The 8,333-nt window shown below is 58.8% G+C and carries 12 protein-coding genes; 5 read left to right on the top strand and 7 right to left on the bottom strand.

Annotated elements, in window-relative coordinates; all coding sequences use genetic code 11:
- Window positions 1-475 (top strand): recombinase family protein (locus tag BT264_RS07010; RefSeq protein WP_072467025.1); only part of this gene is annotated, 475 nt, incomplete at its 5' end.
- A gap of 44 nt (window positions 476-519) precedes the next feature.
- Here BT264_RS07010 and BT264_RS07005 read toward each other — a convergent pair.
- Window positions 520-1,161 (bottom strand): response regulator, encoded by a 642-nt coding sequence (locus tag BT264_RS07005; RefSeq protein WP_072436446.1) that lies wholly within the window; start codon window positions 1,159-1,161, stop codon window positions 520-522.
- A gap of 427 nt (window positions 1,162-1,588) precedes the next feature.
- On the opposite strand from BT264_RS07005, the gene BT264_RS39100 reads away from it, so the two are divergent.
- Entirely contained in the window at window positions 1,589-1,801 is a 213-nt protein-coding gene (locus BT264_RS39100; protein ID WP_177318336.1) for a hypothetical protein, read from the top strand.
- A gap of 10 nt (window positions 1,802-1,811) precedes the next feature.
- Window positions 1,812-3,659 carry a sensor histidine kinase gene (locus tag BT264_RS06995; protein ID WP_072436448.1) on the top strand — a complete coding sequence of 616 codons (1,848 nt, stop codon included), beginning with the start codon at window positions 1,812-1,814 and terminating at the stop codon, window positions 3,657-3,659.
- Between the two features lie 203 nt (window positions 3,660-3,862).
- Here the strand turns inward: BT264_RS06995 and BT264_RS40430 are convergent, their stop codons facing one another.
- Together BT264_RS40430 and BT264_RS06985 are read right to left on the bottom strand one after the other, a co-directional pair.
- Window positions 3,863-4,303, bottom strand: a complete 441-nt coding sequence (locus tag BT264_RS40430; protein WP_371287029.1) for a hypothetical protein — start codon at window positions 4,301-4,303, stop codon at window positions 3,863-3,865.
- A gap of 152 nt (window positions 4,304-4,455) precedes the next feature.
- Window positions 4,456-4,752 (bottom strand): H-NS histone family protein, encoded by a 297-nt coding sequence (locus BT264_RS06985; protein ID WP_072436450.1) that lies wholly within the window; start codon window positions 4,750-4,752, stop codon window positions 4,456-4,458.
- A 628-nt stretch (window positions 4,753-5,380) separates the two neighbouring features.
- Between BT264_RS06985 and BT264_RS06980 the strand changes: the two genes are divergently transcribed.
- Window positions 5,381-5,593, top strand: a complete 213-nt coding sequence (locus BT264_RS06980) for a hypothetical protein (protein WP_034180109.1) — start codon at window positions 5,381-5,383, stop codon at window positions 5,591-5,593.
- A gap of 104 nt (window positions 5,594-5,697) precedes the next feature.
- On the opposite strand, the gene BT264_RS06975 is transcribed toward BT264_RS06980, so the two are convergent.
- On the bottom strand, window positions 5,698-6,102 hold the full coding sequence (locus BT264_RS06975; protein WP_072436451.1) for an NUDIX hydrolase: 405 nt from the start codon (window positions 6,100-6,102) through the stop codon (window positions 5,698-5,700).
- Window positions 6,103-6,419: 317 nt separating this feature from the next.
- On the opposite strand from BT264_RS06975, the gene BT264_RS06970 reads away from it, so the two are divergent.
- Window positions 6,420-6,659, top strand: coding sequence for a hypothetical protein (locus tag BT264_RS06970; RefSeq protein WP_072436452.1), 240 nt, complete (start codon window positions 6,420-6,422; stop codon window positions 6,657-6,659).
- Window positions 6,660-7,139: 480 nt separating this feature from the next.
- Here BT264_RS06970 and BT264_RS06965 read toward each other — a convergent pair whose 3' ends face one another.
- From BT264_RS06965 to BT264_RS39545, 3 genes are all read right to left on the bottom strand, one after another.
- Window positions 7,140-7,457: a hypothetical protein gene (locus BT264_RS06965; RefSeq protein ID WP_072436892.1), complete on the bottom strand. Its 318-nt coding sequence runs from the start codon at window positions 7,455-7,457 to the stop codon at window positions 7,140-7,142.
- 240 nt (window positions 7,458-7,697) lie between these two features.
- The gene (locus tag BT264_RS06960) at window positions 7,698-7,934 is read right to left on the bottom strand and encodes a hypothetical protein (RefSeq protein ID WP_034180107.1); all 237 of its coding nucleotides are present in this window, start codon (window positions 7,932-7,934) and stop codon (window positions 7,698-7,700) included.
- 61 nt (window positions 7,935-7,995) lie between these two features.
- On the bottom strand, window positions 7,996-8,175 hold the full coding sequence (locus BT264_RS39545; RefSeq protein ID WP_204422642.1) for a hypothetical protein: 180 nt from the start codon (window positions 8,173-8,175) through the stop codon (window positions 7,996-7,998).
- Window positions 8,176-8,333: the final 158 nt, after the last annotated feature.

The following is an 8,333-nucleotide window of genomic DNA, read 5'->3' as shown; positions in this document are numbered from 1 at the left end:
GACGGCAACCGGCGATACGCTCGTCGTCTGGAAGCTCGATCGGCTCGGACGCTCGCTCAGCCATCTAGCGAACATCATGGCTCAGCTCGACAAGCGTAAGATCCGCGTCGTATCGCTGACGGAATATATTGATACGCGCTCGTCGAGCGGGCGCTTTACTTTCCATATGCTCGCGGCCATTGCCGAATTCGAGCGAGGCCTAATTAGTGAGCGGACGCGTGCTGGGATGGAGGCCGCTCGCGACCGGGGCAGCCAGATCGGGCGCCCAAAGGTACTGAGCGACGCCCAATGTATCGAGGCGCGCGACTTGTTGAGACACTACTCCCCGTCACAGGTTGCAAAACGCTTCAATGTGCACCGTGCGACCTTGATGCGACATATCAAATCGTATCTGGCTGAAGCCGAACATATGTATGTTCCTGATGCCGGAATTAATTCGGGCGTGGCCGAACCCCGCCATTCGGCCGAAATTTAGTTTATTTTGTATTGGAGTATATCAATTTGAAATATATTTCCAAGTCAGATAAATTGGCTGGCGCGAACATTGTTTTCTATCGCATATCGAATCAGGTCGGCATTATTGTCGATGCCAAGCTTCTGCATGAGTCTCATTTTATGTGTGCTGATGGTTTTAGCGCTGAGGGAAAACTCGGCGGCAATTTCGTTTATGGTGCAGCCTGCGGCAAGACGCTCCAGCACTTGCTGTTCGCGAGCCGATAGCAATTCCCTGCCAGCCGGTAGCGCTTGAGGCGCGTCAAAGATAAGTGTTTCGACGAGCTGCGGGTCGATGAAGCGTCCGCCGCTGGCGAGCCGGCGAATTGCTGAAATCAGTATGTGAGGCTCGCTGGTCTTTGCCAAGTAGCCAGACGCACCGGCGCGCAATGCACGAGTGACTGTCTGGCTGTCGTCATGAACGCTCAGCACCAGGATCGGCAGTGCAGGATATTCGTGACGGATCGACAGGATCAATTCGACGCCTGACGCTCCGGGCAACATCATGTCGAGTAGCAACATGTCAAATGGCTGAGTCCGCAGCAGTGCGAGCGCCTCGTCGCCATCTCCGGCTTCCGCCACCACAGCGATGTCAGGCGTCGTGGAAAGGATTTGCGTGATGCCGGCGCGGACGAGGGTATGGTCGTCGACGATAAAGGTGCGGATCATAAGGCGTACCCACTCGGAGGTAAGTGGCTGCAGACATACGTGGCGTCTCGCACCAATCGGGTGCGTTACGACGCATCTACTTCGTAATATTGAAAAATTGGCGCGATTATAATTGTTTGAGAAAAAATTGGCAGCAAGGCCTCAGGTATTGGCATGTGGCGATTTTGCCTCGGCCACGAAGGCGGGTTGCCAGTGCGGCAGCTCGTGTCGGAGCTAGTCGTTTCACGGTTCTATGAATTGGGGGCAGAGCCCCCGGTCCATCGGTATCTCCGTTGAGACGAACGGCACGCTCAGCCGGTTGGATTTCGCGGTCGCCGCGTTTCGCTGCTCAATTGCAGCGCAGCCCCGCCGCGCGGCAGCACGATCGCGACCATTGCTACCGCGATTCAGGGCAGAGGACGTAGAAGCGGTTCAGAGGAGCCTTGAATTGTTGTACGATGACGGACAAGGGGTGGTGCATCGCAGCGTCGGGAGCGTTATCTGCAACACGTCGACGCTGATCTCTTTCGGGCGCGCGGCGCACTTTTGCGAGCTGCTGTTCAATGGCCCGGCCGATTCGGATTTCGGCCTTTTTTCTGGTGCTGCGATGTTCGTCGCACCCCCGACGAGTTTGGCATCGACCGTCTACTGGACCACGTGAAGAAGTTGGCATGACGTCTTGCATCAAATGGCTGGTATACCCGCTTCGGCGGCTCGGATTGCATGGCCGGCTGATGTTGGGGCTGTTTGCGATGATGCTTGTTGTCGGCGGAATCGGTGGATACGCACTGACGCAGCACGAAGAGGAAATTCACTTTGCCGAGCTGGAAAGCAGGACGGCACGTATCAGCGATTTCCTGAGTCTGGCAATCGCCCCCTTGCTACGTAACGGCGACAAGCCGTCCATCGACGCGCTGATCAATTCTCTTGCTGGCAATCCCGAAGTCGACGAGTTCACGGTCACGACGGTCCAGGGTGGCGTCATCTCATCGGTAAAGCCACATCCGTCCACTCGTCCGATGGGCGAGATCGTCCGGGTTGCCGGGATATATCGTGCAGGTCCGGACGGCGCGGATCCTGAGCGCCTGGGCTCTATCAAAGTCGTGATGTCGACCGACATCGTGAGAGCCGAGATTCGGCACGCTCAGACGATACTGCTTACAACCTTTTTCGTCCTGCTCGCTGGGTTGCATATCGTCACACTGTATCTGCTGAAATGGATGGTGCGGAGGCCCATCGACCGATTGTCCCGCAAGGTGGACCGGATTGCATTGGGTGATTTGAGTGTCACGGGCTCCGTCGGGACAAGGGGGCAACTCGCCATGTTTGCGGCGCGTGTGGATATCATGGTTCGCAACGTAGGTGCGACGATAAACTCGTTACGTGCGAGTGAAACAAAGTATCGGCGCATTTTCGAGAACTCAAGCGAAGGGATATTCCGGCTGGATCGCGACGGCCAGCTCCTGGACGTGAATCCCGCAATGGTCCGTTTGTTCGATTACCCGTCCGCAGATCAACTGAAGCAAGCAAGCCTGGGAGGATACGCACAGAGACGCTTGTTTTCCGCGGAGCAAATTAGCGAACTTTTTGCGAATGCGAGTGCGCATAATGGCGTCGTCGCATGCGAGATGGAACTACGCAAGCTGCATGGCGAGCGGATATGGGTAGAACTGAATGCACGAGCAGTCGTGAACTCGTCGGGATCCGTCGAATTTCTGGAAGGCATGATCTCGAACATTACCGAGCGGCGACGTGCGCATCAGCGGCTGCTAATGCATCGCGAGCGCCTGGCCGGCGAAGTGTCCGAGCGACGGCGAGCCGAAGCCAACCTCCGGGCTTCGAAAAAGCGGCTGCGGGAATTGGCGGAGTACATGGAATCGATTCGGGAAGAAGAGCGCAAGCAGATTGCATTGACGATTCACGACGAGTTGGGCCAGATGCTGACCGCACTGAAAATCAACCTCGGCCTGCTCGGGAGAATTGCGCCTGTTTCGGAGCAGCAAGCACAGAAGATTGTCGAGATGGCTAGCCTCGTCGACAAGACTGTACGGATTGTGCGCGATGTTGCGAGCCATCTTCGGCCGGCAGCACTCAATTACGGTCTGGCATCCGCGCTCGAGTGGCTCGCTGCGGAGTTCTCGCGTCACGAACTGATGACGTGCCGCTTTCTGCTCATCGGCGAAGAGCCGGCGCTCGACGAGCCGCGTGCGACCGCGGTGTTTCGAGTGGCCCAGGAGGCCCTGACCAACATCATGCGCCACGCCAATGCCACCCACGTCGAACTGCGAATGGCTGATCTTGGCGCCGCATACGAACTGTCGATTGCGGACAATGGCCAAGGTTTCGAAATGAAGACCCAATCTCAGCGAACTACCTATGGTTTGCTCGGAATGCAAGAGCGAGCGAGAGCGCTTGGGGCGGAGATTGAAATCGATAGTGCCGCCGGGACGGGGACCGTCGTGCGTGTTGTTTTGCCGAAGGCGCTGAATGTGTCGCAGCGAGCGGACTTCGCATGGTAATGCGGGGATGTGCAGCAGACGTCACGCGATGCTGCGCTCAAAGCCGTTCGAGCCGAGCGAGGATCTCGTCGGCCCGGCGCCGCAATGTCTTGTTCCCCTCGGCCTTTCTCGCTGACGGGATTCAGTCTTGCAGTTCAACATCAGGATCCGGTTGCGCCAGCGGACGATGTTATCGAGATGCAGATAGCCGTGGCATGCGCGCACTAAACCGTGCGCATGCCGATCCGCACGCAGCGATACTCGCCGGGTGCCGTCTGCTGCCGATGCCGGTGCCGGTGCCCGCCGGTCCGCGCCGGCGTACCGAACGCGCGTCGCCGGCCGCGTGCGACGAGCGGCCAGACGCCCAGATACAGCGGGCCGGCGAACGGGCGATTGAGCGTGCGCTTCGCGAGCGCGCAGCGACGCCGCTGAGGGCGTCCCCGCCGAACCGCGGACGGGGCATTCCCGCTTAGCACTTCTCCCCCGACGAACTGTTGATACTTGCGTGCCCACTCGGCACCAAGTACATCGGCGGAGAACACGACGCCCGGCGTAATCTGAACACGCTGGCTCATCGGCAGATCCATCCAAGCGGACTGAACGTTGAAGTGCGCAGCAGCGTAGCGCGCGCTGCAGTTCCAGACTTCGACGCCATCACGGGTCAACGTAGCACATCCATCTTTTACGGTCACCGCTGCACGCGGAAATATGTCGCCATGCCCGTTTGCCGCGGCAACAAAGATGTCGGCTCACGACACGTCGCCCAGTATTTCCTGTGGGGAACGAGGACGGCATCGTGCTCAACCGCTTGTCGGATTCACTGTTCGATCAAAAACCTATCGCGGTTCTTTGCGTTCGCAATCCATTGAGGTGCTTTGCCGCGGCCGCTCCAGGTTGCCCCGGTCTTAGGATCTCGGTATTTCGGGGCAATCTGCGCCCGCGTGCTGGTGGCAACTGCACGACGTCGCCCAAAAATCTGCTCGGGCGTGATGCCATACTCGGCGATCTGTTCACGCATCGTCGCGATGATGCTGTCCAGTTCGGCGAGCCGGGCTTCCTCCGCTTGCTGTGCCAGAGCTTCTGCCTGCGCTTTGAGTTCGAGATAAGTAGCCATGAGTCTGAAGGTATCTCCTTGTGGAAAAATTAGTCAATCGACGACTTCATCGGGGTGCTGCCCATCGACGGGGGAACGAGAATCCGTGCGAAAGTGACGTCATCCGACCGAAATCCATCACGCAGGTTTGCAGGATAATTCTGACTGTGATTGATTTACATAACTCTCTCGTCGGACCACATGCCAGCATCGTAGCGGCCTGTAGGGCGCGTCCTGAACGCAACCGACGCCGTGAGGGCAGCTTTTGGGGCATTTTGGCGGAAAACTGCTCGGCGTCCCATTGCCATCAGGGCGTTGCGGCCGATATAGGATTGCCACCGAACCCGATATGGGTAGGATCGTAGGTAGGAGGCCATCTGCAATTGCGGGAGTCTTACCTGGCGGGTCTCCGCGGCCGATGGTTGGAGTCGGCTGCCTTCCGCCATCCCGTTTTCCTGCGAATCGGCGTGCTTGACGGCGCGCACTTGCGCCGCGGGCCGGCACTGCACAGCGGCCGTAACCGAGCAAACTTGATCGGGAAAAGCACTGAAAGTTTGCGAATTATTTCCCGGCTATAGTGGAACCACTGGAGGTAGGCGCGGCGCCTTTTGCCGATACCGGCCAGGTAATGACTGTAGACGGGTGCTGCATGAAAAATAAAATCGAAAAGACCGCCGGACCGATCTGGGGTGTGGCTGCAGGATTGCTTCTTGCCGCCGCAGGACTGAGTCTCGGCATCTTCCCGACGTCCCTGCACAGCTCGGGAACCGCAAACGACTTCATGGCGTCCGGTGCCGCGATGCTGGGCATCTTCCTCGTCGTTTATTCCACGCACGAGTTACGAAGAAAGCGCGCGCATTGAGCGGTCGTGCGGCCGCTGTGATTCGCGAAAAACGACTCGGGCCGGCGACGGCTCGGGAATGCGCTTGTCCTCTATGCGCACGAGCCGCACGGGATTCGTGCGGGCTACGACTTGCGGATTTCGTGGTTATAGACGAGTTCGACGATTCGCTTCGTCGGGATGCTCGCGCGTAGGTCGTCGACGCCGTCGACGGGAAACCACCTGCATTTCTCGATCTCGTTGTTCGCTTGCGGCGTCTGGTTCGGGCCGACTTCGGTGAAGAACACGTGATGTGCCTTCGCGAGTCCGGTGAACTGCATCGAGTAAACGAGATGCTGGCCGGTTATGCCGGTTTCTTCGCATAACTCGCGATGCGCGGCTTCGAGCGGCGTTTCCCCACGCTTGATCGTGCCGCCCGGAAGGGCCCAGCGCGACGACGCGCGCGCGACGAGCAAGACTTGGCCGTCGCGGTAGCAGACGATCGTCGCCCGTTCTTTAACGGGTACTTCGGTCGGTTGGGGAGAACTCATGGGCTCGGGTGCATGGACACTGGCGAGATTCTAGCCAGCGTTGATCACGGTGCCAAGGCGGCATCTGCCGGAACCGCTCGATCATACGGAAACCGGTTATGTCCAGAGTGACTTGTGCGAGCACCGGGAACCGGCGGGTTGAATCCGAGATGCAAAACAAACCCGAGCGATCGGCACCGAAATTGCACCGATAAGTCGAAGCTGCTCGCAGCGAGCGAATAACCCGTGAACCGGCTGGAAATGGAGCGCTTACAGGAGGATTCGCCCGGGTATAGGGGCGCATACTTGAGCCCCCAATAACCAGACCGGACACGGCGATGACTACCCTAAGCATGCAAACGATCGTTTGCGGCAAGACCATTCAGGTAGCCCTGATGACCGACACCGCGACGGCCAGTATTTTCGTGATGGACAACGATGACGGTTCTCATCAGCCGCAGATCATGAAGGTCCGCCAGTACCTTGATGCGGGTATGACGGATGAGGACGTCGTCCGTCATGTATTGAATATCGTTGTGGCCTCGATCGAGCGGCGTGGCCAGCTATGGGCGCACTGAACTTCTTCTGAACGGTCGTCTGCACAGGTCGTGCACTGCCGTGGTTTGCTCGGAAGGGATTCGGTCAGGATGGCGAAACGCACTCGATGCAGGTGTCATGCCTGCGATCGGATCGGAAGGAATCCGCGATCGCATCCGCCGTCAGGGACAAGCGCACGCCAGCGGCGATCTGGCCGGCTTCGAGGCGCGTGACGATGCGGTTGCATACGCGACAAAGCGGGTGGAAGGATGGCCGGCCGGTCCAGGTTGAAGGCAAAGCTTGCCTGGGGCGAGTCCACGGAGTTCGCTCGCTTCGACCGGGCTTTGCGCGACATCGCCCGTCTTCGGGCCCGGTGTCGATGCAGCTTGCGGCGTCAGGATCGTGCCCGACGCATTCGTTCCACCTTTTGCAAGCGGCAACGATACGGAAGGGCGACACAAAGGCGATGAAGATCAGGACGACGGCGCAGCTTCGGTTCGAGTTTCGGATCTGGAGGCGCGCTACCGCCTGGGGTGTTTCATCTCCTCGGCTTCCATTGCCGCGTTTCGTTCCTCACTCGCGGAAACAGGTTCCATGGCCTCGTCGATCGAGGCCAATGCATACTCGCAGGCCAGCTTCGTTTCCTCGACGTCGGCGTCGGGCTCCTCGTCGTCATTGACGGGAGGATCGAGCATGTCCTTGAGCATCGTCGCCAGTTCCGGGGTGTCCCATGGTTCGCCCCGTTGTTCTTTCTTCCTGATGTAGTGCCGGATTTCCGCATCCTGTTCGGGTGTCAGTGGAAGGTGCCGGAAGGTGCTGTTTGGGTTGGCGTCAGTCATGATGTTGCTCCGAAGTCCGGCATGAGCCCGGTTTGGCTGCTTCCCGGGGTGCATGCCGGAAAAACGATATGGATGACGAACCGACTCGCGAGTGAGGCCGGGTCAAGGCGACTCGCGCGACGACCGCCGCCGCGGATACTGCGTTCGCCGAGCTGTTCTGCAGCCTGCAATCCGGTATTCAAGATGTGTTGGGTCCCGAATTGATGTGCAACCGAATTCTCGGACGTGCGTGGCAAATTCTTATTTGCGGAAGTTCGGATCCCGGATTCGATCGAGGCGAGCGGAAAGCTCGGTGATCTGGTATTCAAGTACCTTATTGCGCTCAAATCGTGTCCGGAGTGTGTCGAGCTTGACTCGCCAATACGCCGGATCGCTCACTGGCGATCGGTTGGTGAAGGCGTCGTGTGTTTGCTCGAGCAGTCCGATCGCTCCCCTGATATGAGCCAGTTCGCGCTCCACATCGCAGTACCAGCTCATGTTTTTCGACTCCCGGTTATGGTTCACTTCTTGGCTTGCTGCACGGCGAGCGCGTTTGATTTCACTCGAAAAGCCGCCGTGCGGGCCAGTTTCGAGCGATGTTGTCGTCAGTGCCCGCACGTAAAATCTCGACCACTGTGACGAAGCCGGCGTCGTCATCATGCGGGCGGCCGTTCTGCGCCGGCACATGGGGACAAATGAGCGGGCAAAATTCGAACCCACGATAAAGACGCACGCTCATGACGAGCTTCTGAACGTTCGGTCGCGACGAATCGCGGGGACGAACGCGTCCGGCCAGTATCGCCAGTGTGGCGCGACGGGGTGGGGCGAAAGGCGTAACGCTGCGTGCGAACGTGAGCGCGATGCAGCAAGAGGGGAGATGGAGGGCGAGCAGTCGAA

The organism is Burkholderia sp. NFPP32, from assembly GCF_900119325.1.
Taxonomy (GTDB): Bacteria; Pseudomonadota; Gammaproteobacteria; order Burkholderiales; family Burkholderiaceae; genus Burkholderia; species Burkholderia pyrrocinia_C.
This window is presented reverse-complemented; position numbering and strand designations above follow the sequence as displayed.